This is a genomic window from Streptomyces sp. NPDC053426, assembly GCF_055585405.1.
In genome coordinates this window covers 225,477-247,298 of the sequence record NZ_JBVJKE010000002.1, presented here as the reverse complement: position 1 = coordinate 247,298, position 21,822 = coordinate 225,477, and the positions used below count along the sequence as shown (strand labels likewise).

Below are 21,822 nucleotides of genomic sequence, written 5' to 3'. Positions count from 1 at the left end.
TTGTTCCCTCTGCGCGTACGGAGTCTGGCAGTGTTGCATGTATGTGCGGACGGTATGCAGCGAGTCGCAGGCCCGAGGATCTCGCGGGAATCTTTGAAATCGACAAGTGGGAGCCGGAGGAGGCTCTGGAGCCCGACTACAACGTGGCGCCGACCAAGGAGGTCTACGCCGTCCTCGACCGTGCTCTGAAGGACGCGGCGGATCCGCGCCCGGTTCGGCAGCTCCGGAAACTGAAGTGGGGCCTGGTGCCCTCCTGGTCCAAGACGCCCGAGGGCGCCGCCCGGATGATCAACGCCCGCGCGGAGACCGTCCACGAGAAGCCGTCCTACCGCCGGGCCTTCTCCTCCCGGCGCTGCATCCTGCCCGCCGACGGCTACTACGAGTGGGTCACCGGCAAGCAGGAGCGGGACCTGGAGGTCGAGGGGAAGAAGAAGCGGCCCCGCAAACAGCCCTACTTCGTGACGCCGGCCGACGGCTCGGTGTTCGCCATGGCCGGGCTGTACGAGTTCTGGCGGGACAAGACGCTGCCGGACGACCACCCCCGGGCCTGGTGGGTGACGTGCTCCGTCATCACCACGGAGGCGGAGAGCAGCCCGCTCGCCGTGTCACCGGCGGACGGTCCGCACACCCTCGCCGAGATCCACCCGCGGATGCCGCTGATGCTCACACCGGACCGCTGGGACGCCTGGCTCGACCCCGCCCGCACCGACGCCGGCGAACTGCGCGAGCTGCTCGCCCCGCCGCCCTCCGGCCTGATGCGCGCCTACCCGGTCCCCACGGCCGTCAGCAACGTCCGCAACAACGGACCGGAGCTGCTGGAGGAGCTGGCCGCGCCGGAAGAGGGCACACTCTTCTGACGTGACCCCCGACACGGCAGACACGACCGACGCGGCAGACACGACCGGCACGACCGAGACCGTCGAGACGGACGCCGGCACCGCCCGCATCACCTGGCACCCCGCCCGGCGCCGGGCCCGCCTCGTCCTCGCGGTGAGCCACGGCGCCGGCGGCGGCATCGAGGCCCGGGACCTGAAGGCGCTCGCCGCCGGGCTGCCCGCGCACGGCGTGACCGTCGCCCTGGTCGAGCAGCCCTGGCGGGTGGCCGGCAAGAAGGTGGCCCCCGCGCCGAAGACCCTCGACACCGGCTGGCGCGGCATCTGGCCCGCGCTGGCGAAGCCGGGCCTGCCGGTGGTCTCGGGCGGGCGCAGCGCCGGCGCCCGCGTCGCCTGCCGGACCGCCACGGAGCTCGGCGCCCACGCCGTACTCGCCCTGAGCTTCCCCCTGCATCCGCCGGGCAGGCCCGAGAAGTCCCGCGCCGGCGAACTGCTCGGCGCGGGGGTGCCCACCCTCGTCGTCCAGGGCGGCAACGACCCGTTCGGCAGGCCCGGGGAGTTCCCCGAGGGGACGTTCGAACTGGTCGAGGTACCCCACGGCGATCACGGCTTCGCCGTGCCCAAGCGGGCGGACCTCACGCAGGAGGAGGCCGTGGCGATGGTCACGGACGCGGTCGTGCGGTGGACCGGCACACTCGGGTGAGGCCCGGGAATGCCCGAACGGCTCCCGCTGTTGGGACGGACGTACATGCCGGTCAACGGCATCACCGTCGTAGGAGAGGAAGTCCGCCGCATGGGTTCGACCTTCTGCCCGCCCGTCTCCCGCCACCGCCCCGTGGACGGGCTGCGCCCGGCAGAGTCTGATTCGAGCCGCAGCAGCAGCCGCCCCGACCTGGACTGGACGGTGCTGCACGCGGCCAAGACCGCCCCTATTCGGGCGGCGGGTGGACCGGATCGTCGTCTATCCTCCGATTCGGGTGAGACCGCCTTCGGTCTCACGACAACTCTGGAGGAGGTGGGTCCGGTTCCCGGTACCGACGCAGGGACCGAACACGGCCAGGCGGAGCAGCCCGAGGGCCAGGGCAGTACGGGCGCGGAGTCGACCGCGGAGCGCAGCGCGCGCTTCGAGAGGGACGCGCTCGAGTTCCTCGACCAGATGTACTCGGCCGCCCTGCGCATGACGCGCAACCCGGCCGACGCGGAGGACCTGGTGCAGGAGACGTACGCCAAGGCGTACGCGTCCTTCCACCAGTTCCGTGAGGGCACCAACCTCAAGGCGTGGCTGTACCGGATCCTCACCAACACCTTCATCAACTCGTACCGCAAGAAGCAGCGCGAACCCCAGCGCAGCGCGGCCGAGGAGATCGAGGACTGGCAGCTCGCGCGCGCCGAGTCGCACATGTCCACGGGTCTGCGCTCCGCGGAGTCGCAGGCGCTGGACCACCTGCCCGACTCGGACGTCAAGGAAGCGCTCCAGGCGATCCCGGAGGAGTTCCGCATCGCGGTGTACCTCGCCGATGTAGAGGGCTTTGCCTACAAGGAGATCGCGGACATCATGGGGACACCCATCGGTACGGTGATGTCCCGGCTGCACCGTGGCCGCCGCCAGCTGCGCGGCATGCTGGAGGACTACGCGCGTGAGCGCGGACTGGTCCCGGCCGGCGCCGGAGAGTCGAACGAAGCGAAAGGCTCGGGGTCATGAGCTGCGGAGAGCCGCACGAGACGGATTGCAGCGAAATCCTCGATCATCTCTACGAGTTCCTCGACCGTGAGATGCCGGATTCCGACTGTGTGAAGTTCGAGCACCACTTCGAGGAATGCTCGCCGTGCCTGGAGAAGTACGGGCTCGAGCAGGCGGTGAAGAAGCTGGTCAAGCGCTGCTGCGGACAGGACGACGTGCCGGGCGACCTGCGCTCCAAGGTCATGGGCCGGCTCGACCTGATCCGCTCCGGCCAGGCCGTCCCCGACCAGGACATCACGGCCGCGCCGGCCGCGCCGCAGGAGTCCTGAAGGAGTCCTGACACTCCGCGGTCCCCCGGCCCCTGTGTCACTCGAACGTGCTAATCCGCGGGTTATCGGCCCGTGGAGGCACCCCCCGCCGTCCTAGGCTCCAGAGCCTGGCAGGTGACAGGTCGGGTGTCGGCGGGCACGGTCGGGGAGGGGCACATGGAGGCGTTACCGGCACGGGTCCGCGCGTATGTCGCCTGTGTCACCGTGCTGGGCCTGCTCTGCCCGCTGTCGCTGGTTCCCTCCGTCCCGGTGTTCCCGCCGGGCGGTGCCCGCTTCTCCTGGTGGGCGGTGGCCCTGCTCGCCGCGCTGTACGCGGGCTGCGAGCGCCTCGCCCGATCGCGTCCGGTCGCCGCCCCGCACCCGGGCGGAACCTTTCACCCCGTTCTGCTCGCCGGGGCCTTCCTGCTGCCACCGCCCGCCGCGGCGCTGGTCGCGCTCCTCGGGGCGCTGCCGCTCCCCGTGGAACAACGCCCGTACCTGGCGCGCAGGCTCTGGCGGGCCGGCAGGCTGGTGCTCGCCGTGTGGGCCGCGAGCCGGGTCCATCTGGCGGTCGGCGGCCGGGACGCGGTGGCGGACTGCGACGTCCCGGCCGCGCTCGGCACGGCCGGGGTCGCGGTGCTGGTGTTCTGCCTGGTGCTCACCCTGCTGGACGGCGGCATCCCGGCGTCGGCGCCCGGTGTGCTCCCGCGCGGGAGGCGGCTGTTCCTCGGGTCGCTGGTCCCGATCACCGTGCACGGCCTCGCCGGACTCATGATGGCGCTGCTGTGGCGCAGCCCCTACGGTCCCGTGGCCGCGCTGCTGGTGCTGCTGCCGATGGGCGTCTCCTGGTGGGCGTTCGCCCAGTACCACCGGGAGCGGGCCGCCCACCAGGCGACGATCCGCGCCCTCGTCCAGGCCGTCGACATCAAGGACGGCTACACGCGCGGGCACAGCGAACGCGTCGGACGGGCGTCCATGATGATCGCGCGGGAACTCGGCATGGACGACGAGCGCGTCGAGGTGCTCCGCTTCGCGGGCATCCTGCACGACGTCGGCAAGCTCGGCGTGCCCACCCGGCTGCTCACCAAGAACGGCCCGCTGACCCCCGAGGAGCGCCGGGTGATCGAACTGCACCCCGAGTACGGGCACGAGATGGTGCGGGGGATCTCCTTCCTCGGCGAGGCCCGCGCGGCGGTGCTGCACCACCACGAACGGCTGGACGGCACCGGCTACCCCTACGGGCTGGCGGGCGGTCAGATCCCGGAGTCCGCGCGGGTGGTCGCCGTCGCCGACGCCTTCGACGCGATGACCTCCACCCGCTCCTACAGCAGGGCACGGCCCGTGCCCGTGGCGCTGGAGGAACTCCGGCGGTGCGCCGGCGCCCACTTCGACCCGCGGATGGTGACCGCGCTGGTCCGGGCGATCGGCCGAGCCGGCTGGCACCCGGCGGTGACCGCCGACGACACACGACCCACCCCCGGCGACACGCGGCCCGCCCCCGACGCCCCCCGGCCCATCGCCGGTGCCCCCGGGCCCGCCGCGGGCGACATCCGGCCGGCCGCCGACGGCACGCGGTCCGCCACCGGTGGCATGCGGCCCGCGGCCGTGCCCGGACCCACCGCACCGGCCGCCGGCCGGCCCGGGACGCGTCGATGAGGCCCCGGCTCCACACCGTCGTGCACCTGTGCGCCGCCGTCCTCGCCGCCGGTTCCCTGGGCGGCACGCTCTACAACGGCGTCGAGGACCGCGGTACGGCCCTCGCCTTCGGGGTGCTCATCGCCTTCGGTGAACTCACCCGGCGCAACGGGACACGGATCAGGGAGGCCGCGCCGCTCGCCGCCGCGGGTTCACTGTCGTACGCGCTGCTCGGTGAGACCGCGGGCCGGTCCACCCACCACGGCGCCGCCCAGGTCGTCACCGTGGTGCTCGCCGCGTCCCTGCTCGGCAGCGTGCCGCACGTCGGGCGCGGTGAAGGACCCGCCCTCGACCCGCCGGCCCGCAGGGTGCTGACCGTCGGGTTCGTCGCCGTGTGCTTCCAGCCGCTGTACAACCGGGGCACCTTCGACGACTGGGGCGGCCCCGCCCACGCGCTGCTCCTGCTCGCCCTGCTCTCCCTCACCGCGCTGTGCGACGCCGTGCTCGCCGCCGCGCTGGCCCATTCCCGCACCGGATGGCCCTTCCTGCCGACGCTGCGCGACGAACTGCGGGCCGTGCCCGGCATCGGGGCCGCCGTCATCGCCACGGGCGCGGTGATGGCGCTCGGGGTCGCGGTCGTGGGGCTGTGGGCGCTGCCCGTCTTCTCCGTACCCCTGCTGCTCGCACAGCTCTCCTACCGGCGGTACGCCGCCGTGCGCGCCACCTACCGGCAGACCATCGCCTCCCTCGCGCGGGCCACCGAGATCGCCGGATACACCCCGGCCGGGCACGCCCGCCGGGTCGCCGCGCTCAGCCGGGCGGTGGGCCGGGACCTCGGGCTGACCGAACCCGAACTGACCGTGCTGGAGTACGCCGCCCTGATGCACGACATCGGTCAGCTCAGCCTCGTCGACCCGGTCCCCGACGGCGCCACCGCCGTCCTGCCGGTCACCGAACAGCGGCGGATCGCGCTGCTCGGCGGCGCCGTGGTGCGCCAGACCGGGGTGGACCCGCGCGTGGCCGCGATCGTCGAACGCCAGGCCGACCCGCACCGGGAACAGCCGCTCGCCGCACGTATCGTCCGGGTGGTCAACGCGTACGAGGAGAAGTCCAGGGAAGGAGGGCCCGGCGGGCCGCTGACCGCACTGGAGGAACTGCGCCTGGGAACCGCCGGGGAGTACGCGCCGGAGGTGGTCGAAGCACTGGCCCGGGTGCTGTCACGGAACACGGAGGGGACGCGTGAACACCAGGGCCGGGCGTGGCGAGGACCACGAACGGGACTGTCTGACCCCGGCCGAGGCTGGGTAACCCATGGGTAATGAGCGCCCTCGCGGCCGTACGTGGTTGGATGCGAAGGAGAGGGTGTCCGGGGGCGAGGACAGGTACGGCCAGCCCACCGACGGAACTGGCAGGCGGGAATCGTGAGGATCTTCGGCAAGGGACGGCACCGGCCCTCCGCCTCCTGGCGGCAGGCCACGGACCGTGCGTTCACGCTCATCGGCGACGGCCGGTACGAGGACGCGGGCGCGCTGCTGACCCGCGCCGCCGATCTGGAGCCCTGGTTGTCGGAGTCCTGGTTCAACCTCGCGCTGCTGCACAAGTTCCGGCACGACTGGGAGCAGGCGCGGTCGGCCGGTCTGCGGGCCGTGGCGCTGCTCGACCGCGCCACGGGAGCTCCCGACTGGTGGAACGTCGGCATCGCCGCCACCGCCCTGCAGGACTGGCCGCTGGCCCGGCGGGCCTGGCAGGCCTACGGGCTCAAGGTGCCCGGCCCGGCCACCGACTCCGGCGAGCCCCTCGGCATGGAGCTGGGCAGCGCTGCCGTACGGCTGTCCCCGGAGGGGGAGGCGGAGGTGGTGTGGGGCCGGCGCCTGGACCCCGCCCGGATCGAGGTGCTGTCCATTCCGCTGCCGTCCTCCGGGCGCCGCTGGGGCGAGGTCGTCCTGCACGACGGCGTGCCGCACGGGGAGCGGAGCACCGCCGCCGGGCACACCTACCCGGTGTTCGACGAGATCGAGTTGTGGGCGCCCTCGCCGGTGCCGACCTGGGTGGTGCTGCTGGAGGCCGCGACCGAGGCCGACCGGGACGCGCTGGAGCAGCTGGCCTCCGACGCCGGGTTCGCGGCCGAGGACTGGTCGTCCTCCGTACGGCTGCTGTGCCGGATGTGCTCGGAGTCGCGGATGCCGTCGGACGAGGGGGAGGGCGAGCATCTGGATCCGCACGATCACAGCGAGCCGGGGCATCCGGGGCCGCTGGGGCACCGTACGGACGGGCAGTTGTGGGTGCCGGAGCGGGAGTGCGGCGTTGCAGCGCCGGCTTCCTTGGTTCGGGGGTTGCTGGACGGGTGGGTCGCGGACAGTCCGGACTCTCGTGACTGGCGGGATCTCGAAGAGGTGTGCTGAGGCTGTTCGCCGACCGCGGGTTCGTGGGGGTTGATCGCGTCCACGCGGCGGAGCCGCACATCGATACAGCCCCGCCCCTTTCGGGGCGCGTTTCCCCGTACCCTGTATCGAGCATCAACCTGGGTTTCACTGAGGAAGGCGTACGTCGGTCATGGCTCAGCAGGACACCGATCAGCAGCACGCGGGCGTGCTCCCCGTCGACGGCGAGGGGTACGTCATCGACACGGAGGACTGCGAGGAGCGCGAGACGGCGTGGCGGGAGCGCGGTACCTCGCGCCCGATCACCGTGGTCGGCAACCCGGTGCTGCACCAGGAGTGCGAGGACGTCACGGACTTCGGCGACGAGTTCCAGCAGCTGGTCGCCGACATGTTCGCCAGCCAGCGCACCGCCGAGGGCGTGGGCCTGGCCGCCAACCAGATCGGCGTGGACAAGAAGGTCTTCGTCTACGACTGCCCGGACGACGAGGGCGTGCGGCACGTCGGCGTGATCTGCAACCCCGAGCTGGTCGAACTGCCCGCCGAGCGGCGCCGGCTGGACGACAGCAACGAGGGCTGCCTGTCGGTGCCCACGGCGTACATGCCGCTGGCCCGCCCCGACTACGCCGAAGTGACCGGCCAGGACGAGAAGGGCAACCCCGTCCGGGTACGTGGCACCGGCTACTTCGCACGGTGTTTGCAGCACGAGACCGACCACCTCTACGGCTACCTCTACATCGACCGGCTGTCCAAGCGTGAACGCAAGGACGCGCTGCGGCAGATGGCCGAGAACGAGCCGCGTTACCCCGTGGTGGCCAACGACTGACCGGCCCTCGGGCCTCTCCCTCTCCTCACGAACGGCGTCCGATCGAGCACCTTTTCGATCGGACGCCGTTCGTCTGCGCGGTCTTCGTAGCAGTGAAATAAGCAAATCCGTTCCCAGAACGGTCAGTTGTGGTGCTGAATGGAGGTGCGGGGATACGCACGGCGTGCGCCCGGCTCGGGGGCGGGCGCACGCCGACTGGCGGCAGAGAGGGGATTGTTCGTGCATGCTTTGTCACACGGCACCACATCGACACCGACCACCATCGCAGTTCCACCGGCGCTGTCTCTTCCGGTGATCGAGGCGGCGTTTCCCCGGCAACTCCACCCGTATTGGCCCCGACTTCAACAGGCGACCAGGGCGTGGCTGCTCGAAAAGCGGCTCATGCCGGCGGACAAGGTGGCGGAATATGCCGATGGCCTGTGCTACACCGATCTCATGGCGGGCTACTACACAGGCGCCCCCGACGACGTCCTGCAGGCGATAGCGGACTACAGCGCGTGGTTCTTCGTCTGGGACGACCGGCACGACCGCGACATCGTGCACGGCCGCCCCGCCGCCTGGCTGAGGCTGAAGGACCGGCTGCACAGGGCCCTCGACAGCCCCGGCGACCACCTGGACCACGAGGACCCCGTGGTGGCGGGGCTCGCGGACAGCGTGGAGCGGCTGTACGCGTTCCTGTCGGGCGGCTGGAACGACCGGTTCGCCCGGCACTTCCACGAGGTGATCGAGGCGTACGACCGGGAGTTCCACAACCGCACGGAGGGGATCGTCCCCACCGTCGAGGAATACCTGGAACTGCGTCGGCTCACCTTCGCGCACTGGATCTGGACGGATCTCCTGGAGCCGAGCGCGGGCAGTGAACTGCCGGACGGGATACGGAAACACCCCGCCTACCGGAAGGCGGCACTGCTCAGTCAGGAATTCGCCGCCTGGTACAACGACCTCTGTTCCCTGCCGAAGGAAATAGCGGGCAACGAGGTGCACAATCTCGGCATCAGCCTCATCGCCCACGAGGGACTCACCCTCGAAGAGGCGATCACGGAAGTGAGGCGCCGCGTCGAGGAATGCATCAGCGAATTCCAGGACGCCGAACGGGACGCCCTGCATTTCGCGGACACCCTCGACGACGGCACGGTGGGAGGAAAGGAAACGAGTGCCGCCGTACGCGCCTGCGTCGGCAATATGCGGAACTGGTTCAGCTCCGTCTACTGGTTCCACCACGAGTCCGGCCGGTACCGGGTCGAGAGCTGGGACGACCGGTCCACACCCCCGTACGTCGACAACGAAACGGCAGGTGAGTCATGACCGTCGAGTCGGTGAACCCCCGAACGGACGGGGAGACCGGACTGCGCGAGCCTCCCGTGGCCGGCGGAGGCGTCCCCGTCCTGGGCCACGGCTGGAAACTGGCGCGCGATCCGCTGTCCTTCATGTCCCGGCTGCGCGACCACGGCGACGTCGTGCGCCTCAAGCTCGGACCGAAGACGGTGTACGCCGTCACCACCCCCGCCCTCACCGGGGCGGTGGCGCTGAGCCCCGACTACATCATCGCCGGACCGCTCTGGGAGTCCCTGGAGGACCTGCTGGGCAAGGAGGGCGTCGCCACCTCCAACGGCCCGCTGCACCGGCGTCAGCGCCGCACCATCCAGCCCGCGTTCAGGCTCGACGCCATCCCCGCCTACGGGCCGGTCATGGCGGAGGAGGCGTACGCGCTCGTGGAGCGCTGGAGCCGCGGCGAGACGCTGGACGTCACGACGGAGTCCTTCCGCGTGGCCGTCCGGGTCGCCGCGCGCTGCCTGATGCGCGGCAGTTACATGGACGCCCGGGCGGAGCGCATCTGCGCCGACCTCACCACGCTGTTCGGCGGGATGTACCAGCGCATGGTGGTACCGCTCGGACCGCTCTACAAGGTGCCGCTTCCGGCCAACCGGGAATTCAACCGCGCGCTGGCCGATTTGCATGTCCTGGTCGACGAGATCGTCGCCGACCGACGGGCAGGCGGTCAAAAACCGAACGATTTGCTGACGGCTTTGCTGGAGGCGGAGGACGAGAATGGCGAGCCCATAGGAGAGCAGGAGATCCACGACCAGGTCCTCGCCATAATCACCGCCGGCAGCGAAACCGTCGGATCCACGATCATGTCGCTCCTCCTGGTTCTCACCGAGCACCCGGAACTCGGCGACAAGATCCGCGACGAGGTGAAATCCGTCGTGGGTGACCGCCCGGTCGCATTCGAGGACGTCCGGAAGCTGACGTACACCGCGAATGTCGTCACCGAGACCCTGCGGCTGTATCCGGCCGTATGGATATTGACACGCCGCGCGGTGACCGACACGGAACTCGGCGGATACCGCATTCCCGAGGGCGCGGACCTCATCTACAGCCCGTACGCGATCCAGCGCGACCGGCGGTCGTACGAGCGGCACGAGGAGTTCGACCCCGACCGCTGGCTCCCCGGGCGGGCGGGGGACGTGCCCAAGTACGCGATGAGTCCGTTCAGCGTGGGCAACCGCAAGTGCCCCAGCGACCACTTCTCGATGGCCGAGCTCACGCTCATCACCGCGGTGGTCGCCTCCGCCTACCGCTTCGACCACGCGCCCGGCTCCGACGGCAGGCCCCGGATCGGCATCACGCTCCGGCCGCGCCGCCTGATGCTGCGGGCGGTGTCCCGCTGACCCCCGCCGGCCGCGCGGCGCGCGTTCAGGCGGCCTGAGGGCCCCTGAACGCGCGCCGGTAGGCCTGGGGCGTCGTACCGACGGCGCGGACGAAGTGGTGGCGCAGCGCCGCCGCGTTGCCGAAGCCGGTACGGCCCGCGACGGCGTCCACCGTCTCGTCCGTCGCCTCCAGCAGATGCTGCGCCAGCAGCACCCGCTGGCGCAGGATCCAGCGGTAGGGCGTGGTGCCGGTCTCCTGCTGGAAGCGGCGGGCGAAGGTGCGCGGCGACATGTGGGCGCGGGCGGCGAGCTGCTCGACGGTGGTCTCCTCGTCGAGATGCCGCTCCATCCACACCAGGACTTCGGAGACGGTGTCGCCCCCGGACCGCGGCAGCGGGCGCTCGATGTACTGGGCCTGCCCGCCGTCGCGGTGCGGGGGCACCACCATGCGCCGGGCGATCTTGTTGGCGACCTCCGGCCCCTGCTCCTTGCGCACCAGGTGCAGACAGGCGTCGATGCCGGCGGCGGTGCCCGCGGAGGTGATCACCGGGTCCTCGTCCACGTAGAGCACATCCGGCTCGACCGTCAGATGGGGATACTTCCCGGTCAGCGCCTCCGCGTGCTTCCAGTGGGCGGCGGCACGCCGGCCGTCGAGGAGTCCGGCGGCGGCGAGCACGAACACCCCGGAGCAGACGCTGAGCACCCGCGCGCCCCGGTCCACCCCTCTGCGCAGGGCGTCCAGCAGCTCGGGCGGGAACTCCCGGGACACATAGGAGGAACCGGCGGGCACGGCGATGAGGTCCGCCGTCTCCAGACGCTCCAGACCGTGCTCGACCTGGAGGGAGAAGCCCGTGTTGGTGCGCACCGCCGGACCGTCGGCCGAGGCGACGGCGAAGTCGTAGACCGGCAGGCCGTCGTCGCTGCGGTCGACGCCGAAGATCTCGCAGACGACACCGAGTTCGAAGGGGTTCACGCCGTCGAGGAGGACGGCGGCCACGTTCTGGAGCATGGCTCCAGTGTGCCGCGCCCTTGGCAGTAAATCGAGGGTGTACGGCAGTCCTGCCACTGCCGGTAAGGAGCATCGGGCGCGACAGTGGTGTCCATGGATACGACGTGGATACAAGCACTGACCTCGATGGTGGCCGTCCTCGGCCTGTTCGTCTTCATGACCCTGCCCGCGCTGATCGGCATCGCGCGCGAGCGGCGGACCGACCGGCAGATCGAGCGGGCCGAGGCCGCCCGCGCCGCCGCCGGGAGCCGCGAGGAGCCGGCTGCCTCACGCCCGGCTGCCTCACGCCCGGCGACGGGCGCCGCCCCGCACCGCACCGCACGAGCGGCGTGACGGCGAGGCGGCACCCGGGCGCACGGCTGTCTAGAAGTCCTCGTCCAGGTCGACCGTGCCCTCCACGGCGACCTGGTACGCGGACGGCCGCCGCTCGAAGAAGTTCGTCAGCTCCTGGACGCCCTGGAGCTCCATGAAGGAGAACGGGTTCTCCGAGCCGTACACCGGCGCGAAGCCCAGCCGGACCAGCCGCTGGTCGGCGACGCACTCCAGGTACTGCCGCATCGACTCGGTGTTCATGCCCGGCAGCCCGTCCCCGCACAGGTCCCGCGCGAACTGCAGCTCCGCCTCGACCGCCTCGCGCAGCATGTCGGTGACCTGCTGCCCGAGCCGCTCGTCGAACAGCTCCGGCTCCTCCTTGCGTACGGTGTCGACCACGTCGAAGGCGAAGGACATGTGCATCGTCTCGTCCCGGAACACCCAGTTGGTGCCGGTCGCCAGCCCGTGCAGCAGACCCCGGCCGCGGAACCAGTAGACGTAGGCGAAGGCCCCGTAGAAGAACAGGCCCTCGATGCACGCGGCGAAGCAGATGAGGTTCAGCAGGAAGCGGCGGCGGTCGGCCCGCGTCTCCAGCCGGTCGATCTGCTCCACCGAGTCCATCCACTTGAAGCAGAACTCCGCCTTCTCCCGGATGGACGGGATGTTCTCCACGGCCGCGAAGGCCGCCGCCCGGTCGTCCGGGTCGGGCAGGTAGGTGTCCAGGAGCGTCAGATAGAACTGGACGTGCACCGCCTCCTCGAAGAGCTGCCGCGACAGGTACAGCCGCGCCTCCGGGGAGTTGATGTGCTTGTAGAGCGTCAGCACCAGGTTGTTCGCCACGATCGAGTCGCCCGTCGCGAAGAACGCGACCAGCCGGCCGATCAGGTGCTGTTCCTCCGGGCTGAGCTTCGCCAGGTCGGCGACGTCCGAGTGGAGGTCGACCTCCTCCACGTGCCAGGTGTTCTTGATGGCGTCCCGGTAGCGCTCGTAGAAGTCCGGGTAGCGCATGGGGCGGAGAGTCAGCTCGAAGCCCGGGTCGAGCAGGTTCTTCGTTGTGCTGGTCATTACTGGCAGGCCTCGCAGGACTCGGGGTTTTCCAGGGAGCAGGCGACGGCCTCGGGGTCGGCCGCCTGCGGGACGGGGGCGGTGGTGCGGGCTGCCGCGCGGGCGATCCGGGTCGCCGGGCGGGAGCGCAGGTAGTACGTGGTCTTCAGGCCCTGCTTCCAGGCGTAGGCGTACATCGAGGAGAGCTTGCCGATGGTCGGTGTCTCCAGGAACAGGTTGAGCGACTGCGCCTGGTCCAGGAACGGGGTGCGGGCGGCGGCCATGTCGATCAGACCGCGCTGCGGGATCTCCCAGGCCGTGCGGTACAGCCGCCGCACGTCCTCGGGGATCCACGCGAAGTCCTGCACCGAGCCGTTGGCTTCGCGCAGCGCCTCACGGGTCCGCGCGTCCCACACGCCCATCCGCTTCAGGTCGTCCACCAGGTACGAGTTGACCTGGAGGAACTCCCCGGACAGCGTCTCGCGCTTGAACAGGTTGGACACCTGCGGCTCGATGCACTCGTACACGCCCGCGATCGACGCGATGGTGGCGGTGGGCGCGATCGCCAGGAGCAGCGAGTTGCGCATCCCGGTGGCCGCGATCCGCGTCCGCAGCGCCGCCCACCGCTCCGGCCAGGAGAGCTCGGCGTCGTAGTGGTCGGGGTGCAGCACGCCCCGGGCGGTACGGGTCTTCTCCCACGCCGGGAACGGGCCGCCGCGCTCGGCGAGGCCGGCGGAGGTCTCGTAGGCGGCGAGCATGATCCGCTCGGCGATCCTCGTGGACAGTGCCTTCGCCTCCGGGGAGTCGAAGGGCAGCCGCAGCTTGAAGAAGACGTCCTGGAGGCCCATCGCGCCGAGACCGACGGGGCGCCACTTGGCGTTGGAGCGGCCCGCCTGCTCGGTCGGATAGAAGTTGATGTCGACGACCCGGTCGAGGAACGTCACGGCGGTGCGCACCGTCTCGTCGAGGCGCTCCCAGTCGATCTCCCCCCGGTCCACGAAGGCGCCGAGGTTGACCGATCCCAGGTTGCAGACCGCCGTCTCCCCGTCGTCGGTGACCTCCAGGATCTCCGTGCAGAGGTTCGAGGAGTGGATGACGTGGCCCGGTTCGGCGGTCTGGTTCGCCGTGCGGTTGGCGGCGTCCTTGAAGGTCATCCAGCCGTTGCCGGTCTGCGCGAGGGTGCGCATCATGCGGCCGTACAGCTCGCGGGCCGGGAGGGTCTTCCTCGCCAGGCCCTTCGCCTCGGCGGCCCGGTACGCCGCGTCGAACTCCTCGCCCCACAGGTCGACCAGTCCGGGCACGTCCGCCGGGGAGAACAGCGACCAGGGCGCGTCGGCGTCCACCCGGCGCATGAACTCGTCCGGCACCCAGTGCGCGAGGTTCAGGTTGTGCGTGCGGCGGGCGTCCTCGCCGGTGTTGTCGCGCAGCTCCAGGAACTCCTCGATGTCGGAGTGCCAGGTCTCCAGGTAGACCGCCGCCGCGCCCTTGCGCCGGCCGCCCTGGTTCACGGCGGCGACGGAGGCGTCCAGTGTCTTCAGGAACGGGACGATGCCGTTGGAGTGCCCGTTGGTGCCGCGGATCAGCGAACCCCGGGCGCGGATGCGGGAGTAGGACAGACCGATGCCGCCGGCGTGCTTCGAGAGGCGGGCGACCTGGTGGTAGCGGTCGTAGATGGAGTCCAGCTCGTCCTTGGGGGAGTCGAGGAGGTAGCAGGACGACATCTGCGGGTGGCGCGTGCCGGAGTTGAACAGCGTGGGGGAGGAGGGCAGGTAGTCCAGCCGGCTCATCAGCCCGTACAGCGCGGCGACCTCGTCCACGGAACGGGCGCTGTCGTCCTCGGCGAGACCGGCGGCGACCCGCAGCAGGAAGTGCTGGGGCGTCTCGACGACCTTCCGGGTGACCGGGTGCCGCAGCAGGTAGCGGCTGTGCAGGGTGCGCAGGCCGAAGTAGCCGAAGCGGTCGTCGGCCCCGGTGTCGATCAGCGCGTCCAGGCGGGCGGCGTGCAGCCGGACGAACGCGGCGGTCCGGTCGGCGATCAGACCTTCGCGGTGCCCGGTCGCGACGGACCCGGTGAACGAGGTGACGCCCTGCGAGGCGGCCTCGGCGCGGATGGAGACGGTCAGCAGCCGGGCGGCGAGCCGGGAGTAGGCGGGGTCCTCGGAGATGAGCCCGGCCGCCGCCTCGGTGGCCAGTTCCCGCAACTCCGCCTCGTCGGCGGAGGCGGACCGGCCGCGCAGCGCGGCGGCGGCGACCCGGCCGGGGTCGGCGTCGGGCAGGTCGGCGGTCAGCTCGGTCAGCGTCCGCAGCAGCGCGGCACCGGGGCCGCCGCTCTCCTCGGGTACGTCGATCGCTGAGGCCGGATCGGCTGGCGCGATGGTCACGTGGGGCTCTCCCTCGCTCGGCACGGGGCCTCGAAGAGCGCAGGGGGCAGTACACGAGCGCACGCGGCGTCGCGTCCACCGGCCTATTCCGCGAGGCCCGGACGTCCACGCACCCGGACCGGACGGCCGGGCGCACTGTCGGCAGGTCCTCGGACTGACGCCCACGCACACGCGCACGCGGGCATGGGTACACCGTTGCGGGACAGTTCCGGATTCACACCGGATTCCCCTGCGGCGACAGCGAGCATGAGCATACATCTTGTGCCAGGTGCCGCCGACAACCCCATATGTTGTGCCGCGGAGGTGTCAGAGCGTCAACTCATAGGTGAGCAGAGTGATGTCGTCCAGCTCCGGCAGGGGATTCCAGTCGCGCTCCGGACTGCGGGTGAAACCCAGCCGCTCGTAGATGCGGTGGGCGGAGTGCATGGTGCGCTGGGTCGACAGCAGGATCCGTACGCAGCCCTCGGTGGCCCGCGCCCGGTCGACGCAGGCGCGCACCAGGGCCTCCCCGGCGCCCCGGCCCCGGCCCGCGCGGGCGACCGCGAGCATCCGGATCTCCGCCTCGCCCGGCCCCGCCATGTCGGCCATCGGCCCGGGGCCCGGTACGAAGGTCACCCCGCCCAGCACCGTCCCGTTCTCCACGGCGACCAGCACCTCGGCGGCGGCTGCCCGCTTCCCCACGTTCCGCAGCTCGCCGAGGTACGCGTCGCCCTCCCCGAAGTCGAGCAGCCCGTCCAGCAGATAGGCCTGCGCGGTGATCTCGCCGAGTTCCTCGTGCTCGCCGGGTTCCACCGGCCGGATGACGATGTCCATGAGGGGAGTGTGCCGGACGGGTACGACGACGGGCCGCCGGATTTCTCCGACGGCCCGTCGCCCCACGTCACAGGCGTCAGTGCGCGCTGCCCGCCGTGGCCGGCGGAAGCTCCACCTGGACACCGGGGTCGCCCGCGTCCGCCGTGTAGTCCTGCGGCTTGGTCTCGTCGACGCCCTCGGGCGCCTTGACGGCCCTCATGACGAAGGTCAGGACGACCGTGACCAGGACGTTGAGCACGAACGCGGTGAGGCCGATGTAGCCGATCTCGCCGATGCCCGGGATCTCCTTCGACGACCCGCCGAAGTGCTTCTGCGTCGGCGAGGCCACCCCGTACGCGGCGGCCGTGCCGTAGATCATGCCGACCGCCCAGCCGCCGATCAGCGCCCAGCGGTGGAACCAGCGGGTGAACAGGCCGCCCACCAGCGCCGGGAAGGTCTGCAGGATCCAGATGCCGCCGAGGAGCTGGAAGTTGATCGCGACCGTCTTGTCCATGGTCAGGACGAAGGCCAGCGCGCCCACCTTCACCAGCAGGGACACCAGCTTGGAGACCTTGGTCTCCTGCGCCGGGGTGGCGTCCGGCTTGATGAAGTCCTTGTAGATGTTGCGGGTGAAGAGGTTCGCCGCCGCGATCGACATGATCGCCGCCGGCACCAGCGCGCCGATGCCGATCGCCGCGAAGGCCACGCCCGCGAACCAGTCCGGGAACATGTTCTCGAACAGCTGCGGGATCGCCAGCTGGCCGTTGCTGACCTTGACCCCGGCCGCGATCGCCATGAAGCCGAGCAGCGCCAGCAGGCCCAGCATCAGGGAGTACAGCGGCAGGATCGTGGTGTTGCGGCGGATCACCTCACGGCTGCGCGAGGACAGCGTCGCGGTGATCGAGTGCGGGTACATGAACAGCGCGAGCGCCGAGCCCAGTGCCAGCGTGGCGTAGGTCCACTGGCTCGTCCCGCCCGGTACCAGGCCGCCCGCGCCCGCTTCGGTGAACTTGTCGTTCGCCGAGGCGAAGATCTCGTCGAAGCCGCCCAGCTTGATCGGGATGTAGATGATCGCCACCGCGATCACGATGTAGATCAGCGTGTCCTTGACGAACGCGATCAGCGCGGGGGCCCGCAGACCCGACGAGTACGTGTACGCCGCCAGCACACCGAAGGCGATCAGCAGCGGCAGGTCCTTGATGAACCAGTTGGTGTCCTCGCCGCCGCCGACGCCCATCACGTCCAGCACGGCCTGGATGCCGACCAGCTGGAGCGCGATGTACGGCATCGTCGCCAGGATGCCGGTGACCGCGACGGCCAGCGACAGCCCCTTCGAGCCGAACCGGCCGCGCACGAAGTCGGACGTCGTGACGTAGCCGTGCTTGTGCGACACCGACCACAGCCGGGGCAGGAAGGTGAAGATCAGCGGGTACACCAGGATCGTGTACGGCACCGCGAAGAAGCCGGCCGCGCCCGCCGCGTAGATCGCCGCCGGTACGGCCACGAACGTGTACGCGGTGTACAGGTCGCCGCCGAGCAGGAACCAGGTGACCCAGGTCCCGAAGGACCGGCCGCCCAGACCCCACTCGTCGAGGCTGTGCTCGTTCTCGGCCTTGCGCCAGCGCGCGGCCATGAAGCCCATCGCCGTGACCAGCAGGAAGAAGAAGATGAAGACGGCGAGTGCCACGCCGTTCACGCCGTCGTTCACCGCGACGCACCGCCCTTCGCGGCCGAGCGGGCGCGCTGGTCACGCTGCCAGAGCTTGTACGCGATCATCGTCAGGGCGGTGGAGACCAGCACCCACAGCATCTGGTACCAGTAGAAGAACGGGATGCCGATGAACAGCGGGTCGGTCTTCGCGTAGGACCCGACCCACAGCATGGCCACGAACGGTGCGACGAGACAGAGGGCGATGACGACGCGCATGGGCGTCACCACCGGCCCTCCGCTGGTTTCTGGGGCTTGTGACATCAGACGGTTCCCGTCCCCTCACTGATCACCGGCGTCAATGCGCGGAAATGTAGGTCAGGGCGCGGCGCGGTCGTAACCCCTCGTCCGCATAGCGGTACCCAGGCGCCGCTCAACCGAGAGGCAACAGCAACGAAAACCTTGTCAACCGCCCGCTTCGTCGGGTTTTGCGGGCCCGCTCAGGGCCTGGTCCGAGTCCGCCGCGGGTCTGCGGGCCCGCTGCGGGTTCAGTCCTGGGGGCGCTTCAGGCGTGCGACGAACTTGTACCGGTCGCCCCGGTACACCGACCGCACCCACTCCACCGGCTGTCCGTCCCGGTCCCGCGAGTGCCGGGACAGCATCAGCATCGGCAGACCGACGTCGGTGCCGAGCAGGCCGGCCTCGCGCGGGGTGGCCAGGGACGTCTCGATGGTCTCCTCGGCCTCCGCGAGATGGACGTCGTACACCTCGGCGAGGGCGGTGTAGAGGGAGGTGTACTTCGTCAGGCTGCGGCGCAGCGCGGGGAAGCGCTTGGCGCTCAGGTGGGTGGTCTCGATGGCCATCGGCTCGCCGTTGGCCATGCGCAGCCGCTCGATGCGCAGCACCCGCCCGCCGGCCGTGATGTCGAGCAGCTCGGCGAGCCGGTCGTCGGCGGTGATGTAGCCGAGGTCCAGCAGTTGCGAGGTGGGCTCCAGGCCCTGGGCGCGCATGTCCTCGGTGTACGACGTGAGCTGGAGCGCCTGGGAGACCTTGGGCTTGGCGACGAAGGTCCCCTTGCCCTGGATGCGTTCGAGGCGCCCCTCGACGACCAGCTCCGAGAGCGCCTGGCGCACGGTGGTGCGAGAGGTGTCGAACTCCGCCGCCAGGGTGCGCTCGGGCGGGACCGGAGTGCCGGGCGGCGCCGTCTCGGTCATGTCGAGCAGGTGCTTCTTCAGCCGGTAGTACTTGGGCACACGCGCGGTACGGACCGTGGTCCCACCCTCGTTCTCCGCACTGCTGACGTCGGTGCTCATGCTCTGCCTTCCCGGCTCCGGGTGCCGAAACGACCGACATCCCCATCGGCCGCGGCTGACATCGTGGCACGGCTCGGGGCGGGGGTGTGCCCCGCACGCTCCGTGATCCCCTTTGTATACCCCTGGGGCGGGGGCTGGTCCAGACCACGGAGGGCGGTCAGATCCCCTGCCACTCCGGCTTGTTGGCGTAGGTGTGCCGGAAGTAGTCGGCGAGCTTCAGCTTGGCGGCGGCGGCCTCGTCGACGACCACCGTGGCGTGCGGGTGCAGCTGGAGCGCGGACGCCGGGCACACCGCCGCCACCGGCCCCTCCACGGTCGCGGCGACCGCGTCCGCCTTGCCCTCGCCGGTGGCGAGCAGGACCAGGTGGCGGGCCTCCAGGATGGTGCCGATGCCCTGGGTGATGACGTGGTGCGGGACCTGGTCGATGTCGCCGTCGAAGAAGCGGGCGTTGTCCACCCGGGTCTGCTCGGTCAGCGTCTTGATCCGGGTGCGGGAGGCGAGCGAGGAGCACGGCTCGTTGAACCCGATGTGCCCGTCCGTGCCGATCCCGAGGAGCTGGAGGTCCACGCCGCCGGCCTCGGCCAGCCCTCTGTCGTACGCCTCGCACGCGCCCTGCACGTCCTCGGCGGTGCCGTCGGGGCCCATGAAGGCGTCCATCCCGATCCCGAGCGGCTCCAGCACCTCGCGCCGCAGCACCGAGCGGTAGGACTCGGGGTGGTCGGCGGGCAGTCCCACGTACTCGTCGAGCTGGGCGATCCGTGCCCGGGAGGTGTCCACCGCGCCGGAGTCGACCCGGGCCGCCAGCGCCTGGTAGACGGGCAGCGGCGTCGAACCGGTCGCCACGCCCAGCAGGGCGTCGGGCTTGCGTCGCAGGAGCTGTGCCATGGCCCCGGCGATGAGCTCGCCGCCCGCCTTGGCGTCCGCAACGATGACAACTTCCACGGTGGGCCTGCCGATCTTGAGGAGGACTCGACTGGGACCGGATCCGCGAGCACGGATCCGCAGGGTGGTGCAATGTGGTTTAGACCAATCTCAATCTAACAGAGCGGACGCGGTGACCGCGCGCCGAAATTGCCATGTCCGACCGGCCCCGTGCGGGAACCCCACGGGTTAGGCTGCTTGACGGACGCCCGCGCGGCCCCGATGGGGCGAACGGCGTCCGACGCGATTGGTCCGACGCATTTACAGGGACAGTGGTCTAGTCCACAATGCGTAGCAGGGCACACCAAACCTGCCTTCCCCGCACAGGAAGGCGGAACCGAGGAACCGGAGCTCTCTGCCCTGACTGCCCCGGCTCCTCATCCCTCGGCCGACCGGGACCGCACACCCCACGGCCGATGTTGCTCCGGGCTGCGGTGCCGGGAGGGTTGAGGGTCCCTCTCAGGCGCCGCGGCCCGCGGGTGTTTCAGGGCCCCGCGGACCGCCGGGTACGCTCGCTGACGTGCCCTCCATGAACGAACTCGTACGCCAGCACACCGCCCTCGACGACACCGATCTCGAGTGGCTCCACCTGCTGGTCTCGGAGTGGCAGCTGCTCTCCGACCTCTCCTTCGCCGACCTGGTCCTGTGGGTCCCCACCCGCGACGGCACCCGCTACGTCTCCGTCGCCCAGATGCGGCCCAACACCGGCCCGACCTCCTACCAGGACGACATGGTCGGCCACCTCGTCCCGCGCGGACGCCGCCCCATGCTGGACGCGGCCCTGGACGAGGGCCGGATCGTGCGCGAGGGGGACCCGGAGTGGCGCGAGGAGGTTCCCGTACGGGTCGAGTCCATCCCCGTACGGCGTGAGGGGCGCGTCCTCGGGGTCATCGCGCGCAACACCAACCTGCTCACCGTGCGCACCCCGAGCCGGCTGGAGCTCACCTACCTCCAGAGCGCCTCGGACCTCGCGCAGATGATCGCGGCCGGCTCCTTCCCGTTCGCGAACCAGCAGCTCGAGATGGACGCCTCGCCGCGCGTCGGCGACGGGCTGATCCGGCTCGACGCCGACGGCATCGTCCAGTACGCCTCCCCGAACGCCCTGTCCGCGTACCACCGCATGGGCCTCGCCGCCGACCTGGTGGGTCATCACCTCGGCCGGACCACCGCCGAACTGGCCCCCTCCCGGGGGCCTGTGGACGAGGCGCTGGCCAAGGTCGCCAGCGGCTGGGCGCCGCGCGAGTTCGAGATCGAGGCGCACGACGGGGTGATCCAGTTCCGGGCGATCCCGCTCAAACCGAAGGGGACGCGCATCGGTTCGCTGGTGCTGCTCCGTGACGTCACGGAACTTCGCCGCCGCGAACGCGAGTTGATCACCAAGGACGCGACCATCCGGGAGATCCACCACCGGGTGAAGAACAACCTCCAGACGGTGGCGGCGCTGCTGCGCCTCCAGGCACGGCGCATCGGGTCCGAGCGCGGCCGTGCGGCCCTGGAGGAGGCGGTGCGCCGGGTGGGGTCCATCGCGATCGTGCACGAGACGCTGTCCCAGAACCTGGACGAGCGGGTGGAGTTCGACGAGATCGCCGACCGCGTCCTCGCGATGGTCGCCGAGATCTCCCCGGGCAAGGTCACCGGCCGGCGCGCGGGCCGCTTCGGCATACTCGACGCCGAGGTCGCCACCCCGCTGTCGATGGTGCTGACCGAGGTGCTGCAGAACGCCCTGGAGCACGGCTTCCGCGAGGGCGAGACCGGCACTGTCGAGGTGTCGGCGGTCCGCGGCGGCACCACGAAGGAGACCCGTCTGCTGGTCACCGTGCAGGACGACGGCGTGGGCCTGCCCGAGGGCTTCGACCCGCACACCGCGGGCAACCTCGGCCTGCAGATCGTACGCACCCTGGTGGAGGGCGAGTTGGGCGGCACCTTCGACATGGTGCCGGCGCCGGAGCGGGGGACCAGGGTGATCCTGGACATCCCGGTGCAGTCGGACAAGTAGCGGGCGCGGGCGGCGCGGACCCGCACGGACGCGCGGACGCGCGCGGACGGCGAAGAGCCCCGGACCGCTGAAAGCGGCCGGGGCTCTTGCTCAA

General features: G+C 70.9%; 20 protein-coding genes and 1 riboswitch. Of the genes, 12 read left to right on the top strand and 8 right to left on the bottom strand.

From position 1 onward, the window contains the following. Positions 1 to 41 precede the first annotated feature (41 nt). The 10 genes from ACZ62B_RS04950 to ACZ62B_RS04905 all read left to right on the top strand — a co-directional run bounded on the left by ACZ62B_RS04950 (position 42) and on the right by ACZ62B_RS04905 (position 10,333). Positions 42 to 857, top strand: coding sequence for an SOS response-associated peptidase (locus ACZ62B_RS04950; protein ID WP_344569029.1), 816 nt, complete (start codon positions 42 to 44; stop codon positions 855 to 857). A 1-nt stretch (position 858) separates the two neighbouring features. Beyond that, positions 859 to 1,536, top strand: coding sequence for an alpha/beta hydrolase family protein (locus tag ACZ62B_RS04945; protein WP_468880086.1), 678 nt, complete (start codon positions 859 to 861; stop codon positions 1,534 to 1,536). Between the two features lie 312 nt (positions 1,537 to 1,848). Further along, positions 1,849 to 2,535, top strand: a complete 687-nt coding sequence (sigR, locus tag ACZ62B_RS04940; protein WP_037937802.1) for an RNA polymerase sigma factor SigR — start codon at positions 1,849 to 1,851, stop codon at positions 2,533 to 2,535. Beyond that, a complete protein-coding gene (rsrA, locus tag ACZ62B_RS04935; RefSeq protein ID WP_344569025.1) occupies positions 2,532 to 2,843 on the top strand; it encodes a mycothiol system anti-sigma-R factor in 312 nt (103 codons plus the stop codon). The genes sigR and rsrA overlap by 4 nt, the downstream gene beginning before the upstream one ends. 156 nt (positions 2,844 to 2,999) lie before the next feature. Next, positions 3,000 to 4,478, top strand: a complete 1,479-nt coding sequence (locus ACZ62B_RS04930) for an HD-GYP domain-containing protein (protein WP_468880081.1) — start codon at positions 3,000 to 3,002, stop codon at positions 4,476 to 4,478. After that, positions 4,475 to 5,776, top strand: coding sequence for an HD-GYP domain-containing protein (locus tag ACZ62B_RS04925; RefSeq protein ID WP_468719331.1), 1,302 nt, complete (start codon positions 4,475 to 4,477; stop codon positions 5,774 to 5,776). The genes ACZ62B_RS04930 and ACZ62B_RS04925 overlap by 4 nt, the downstream gene beginning before the upstream one ends. Before the next feature lie 102 nt (positions 5,777 to 5,878). Beyond that, positions 5,879 to 6,859, top strand: a complete 981-nt coding sequence (locus tag ACZ62B_RS04920; protein ID WP_344569019.1) for a tetratricopeptide repeat protein — start codon at positions 5,879 to 5,881, stop codon at positions 6,857 to 6,859. Between the two features lie 151 nt (positions 6,860 to 7,010). Continuing rightward, positions 7,011 to 7,661, top strand: a complete 651-nt coding sequence (def, locus tag ACZ62B_RS04915; protein ID WP_344569017.1) for a peptide deformylase — start codon at positions 7,011 to 7,013, stop codon at positions 7,659 to 7,661. A gap of 219 nt (positions 7,662 to 7,880) precedes the next feature. Further along, the gene (gene cyc1, locus ACZ62B_RS04910; protein WP_344569015.1) at positions 7,881 to 8,966 is read left to right on the top strand and encodes an epi-isozizaene synthase; all 1,086 of its coding nucleotides are present in this window, start codon (positions 7,881 to 7,883) and stop codon (positions 8,964 to 8,966) included. Continuing rightward, positions 8,963 to 10,333, top strand: coding sequence for a bifunctional albaflavenone monooxygenase/terpene synthase (locus ACZ62B_RS04905; RefSeq protein ID WP_344569014.1), 1,371 nt, complete (start codon positions 8,963 to 8,965; stop codon positions 10,331 to 10,333). The genes cyc1 and ACZ62B_RS04905 overlap by 4 nt, the downstream gene beginning before the upstream one ends. 25 nt (positions 10,334 to 10,358) lie before the next feature. Here the strand turns inward: ACZ62B_RS04905 and ACZ62B_RS04900 are convergent, their stop codons facing one another. After that, positions 10,359 to 11,321 carry a GlxA family transcriptional regulator gene (locus ACZ62B_RS04900; protein WP_469689299.1) on the bottom strand — a complete coding sequence of 321 codons (963 nt, stop codon included), beginning with the start codon at positions 11,319 to 11,321 and terminating at the stop codon, positions 10,359 to 10,361. A 93-nt stretch (positions 11,322 to 11,414) separates the two neighbouring features. On the opposite strand from ACZ62B_RS04900, the gene ACZ62B_RS04895 reads away from it, so the two are divergent. Continuing rightward, a complete protein-coding gene (locus ACZ62B_RS04895; RefSeq protein ID WP_344569011.1) occupies positions 11,415 to 11,654 on the top strand; it encodes a hypothetical protein in 240 nt (79 codons plus the stop codon). Between the two features lie 30 nt (positions 11,655 to 11,684). Here ACZ62B_RS04895 and ACZ62B_RS04890 read toward each other — a convergent pair whose 3' ends face one another. The 7 genes from ACZ62B_RS04890 to nagB all read right to left on the bottom strand — a co-directional run bounded on the left by ACZ62B_RS04890 (position 11,685) and on the right by nagB (position 19,753). After that, positions 11,685 to 12,698 (bottom strand): ribonucleotide-diphosphate reductase subunit beta, encoded by a 1,014-nt coding sequence (locus ACZ62B_RS04890; RefSeq protein ID WP_344569009.1) that lies wholly within the window; start codon positions 12,696 to 12,698, stop codon positions 11,685 to 11,687. Continuing rightward, the gene (locus ACZ62B_RS04885) at positions 12,698 to 15,058 is read right to left on the bottom strand and encodes a ribonucleoside-diphosphate reductase subunit alpha (protein WP_344569005.1); all 2,361 of its coding nucleotides are present in this window, start codon (positions 15,056 to 15,058) and stop codon (positions 12,698 to 12,700) included. The genes ACZ62B_RS04890 and ACZ62B_RS04885 overlap by 1 nt, the downstream gene beginning before the upstream one ends. Before the next feature lie 123 nt (positions 15,059 to 15,181). Then, a riboswitch (cobalamin riboswitch) is annotated at positions 15,182 to 15,352 on the bottom strand. A gap of 12 nt (positions 15,353 to 15,364) precedes the next feature. Further along, positions 15,365 to 15,871, bottom strand: a complete 507-nt coding sequence (locus ACZ62B_RS04880; protein WP_468719329.1) for a GNAT family N-acetyltransferase — start codon at positions 15,869 to 15,871, stop codon at positions 15,365 to 15,367. A 76-nt stretch (positions 15,872 to 15,947) separates the two neighbouring features. Then, positions 15,948 to 17,558, bottom strand: a complete 1,611-nt coding sequence (gene mctP, locus ACZ62B_RS04875; RefSeq protein WP_344569001.1) for a monocarboxylate uptake permease MctP — start codon at positions 17,556 to 17,558, stop codon at positions 15,948 to 15,950. Further along, positions 17,555 to 17,821, bottom strand: coding sequence for a DUF3311 domain-containing protein (locus ACZ62B_RS04870; RefSeq protein ID WP_344568999.1), 267 nt, complete (start codon positions 17,819 to 17,821; stop codon positions 17,555 to 17,557). The genes mctP and ACZ62B_RS04870 overlap by 4 nt, the downstream gene beginning before the upstream one ends. Positions 17,822 to 18,045: 224 nt before the next feature. Next, positions 18,046 to 18,810: a GntR family transcriptional regulator gene (locus ACZ62B_RS04865; RefSeq protein WP_073932397.1), complete on the bottom strand. Its 765-nt coding sequence runs from the start codon at positions 18,808 to 18,810 to the stop codon at positions 18,046 to 18,048. Between the two features lie 157 nt (positions 18,811 to 18,967). Continuing rightward, entirely contained in the window at positions 18,968 to 19,753 is a 786-nt protein-coding gene (gene nagB, locus ACZ62B_RS04860) for a glucosamine-6-phosphate deaminase (protein ID WP_344568995.1), read from the bottom strand. Between the two features lie 508 nt (positions 19,754 to 20,261). Between nagB and ACZ62B_RS04855 the strand changes: the two genes are divergently transcribed. Beyond that, positions 20,262 to 21,728, top strand: coding sequence for a sensor histidine kinase (locus ACZ62B_RS04855; protein ID WP_468719374.1), 1,467 nt, complete (start codon positions 20,262 to 20,264; stop codon positions 21,726 to 21,728). Positions 21,729 to 21,822: the final 94 nt, after the last annotated feature.